This window comes from Aquamicrobium segne, from assembly GCF_042656785.1.
In the GTDB taxonomy this organism is placed as follows: Bacteria; Pseudomonadota; Alphaproteobacteria; order Rhizobiales; family Rhizobiaceae; genus Mesorhizobium; species Mesorhizobium segne.
Map to the genome: position 1 here is coordinate 1 of NZ_JBHSLL010000067.1, position 796 is coordinate 796.

Sequence of the window (796 nt, forward strand, 5' to 3'; positions counted from 1 at the left end):
TGCCCCGGTCAAGGCTCACATGAGCATCCCAGGCATCATCAAAACTGTCAAAGCGCACATTGGAATAGGTCAGTTGCGCCTGCGGCGTCAGCGACCATTCCGGCGTGATGGCAAAACGCTTGCCGGTCTCAAGCGACAGCGCATAGCCAAAGCCATCATTACCCGAAACAAGGCTGGTATTGGCAAGAGTGGAGAACAGATTGGAATCATACCAGGTCACCTGCCCCTGACCATCGACATAAAAGCCGTCATTGCCATACCAGGTCAGGCTGCCGCCAAAGCCATAGCCATCGGTGGAAATCGTGCCATCGCCAAAGATCGAGTGAACCTTGGTCTTGCCATGTGCATAATGGGCAAACACACCACCAATCAGCATGCCGTTTTCGGCCTCGCTCAGGAGCATGTCGACGCCAGCCTGCATCTTAAGGGCGTTCTGGCTGTAGTCGGCACCTGAGGATGAGAATTTCGGATCAACCTTGTTATGCGTCCCTTCAATGCGGCCCCAGACGCCATTGCCCTGGCTATGCACGCCGGCTTCTTCTGCAGGCGCATAATATTCGACCGCATCCGCCCCTTGCGAGATCATCCGATTGCCATTGCCGGCCCAGAAGCGATTGCCAACGCGCTGCTGCATGGTGGAAAGGCCATTCAGGCCAAGCAGCGACTGGGCATAGCTTTCATAGACCGGCACACCGGGCTGGTAGAGCGGTGGTTCGGGGTCAGTCGGGATAAGCGATGAGCGCAGATACCAGTTTCCGTCATTCGGGGCTGATGTTGCGCCCTGATAAAGCCGGTA

1 protein-coding gene is annotated in these 796 nt (G+C 56.4%); it reads right to left on the bottom strand.

Annotation, left to right across the window (positions count from 1 at the left end; translation table 11 throughout):
• The coding region (locus tag ACFPLB_RS17415; protein ID WP_378232047.1) for an autotransporter family protein at positions 1–796 on the bottom strand (796 nt) is incomplete at both ends.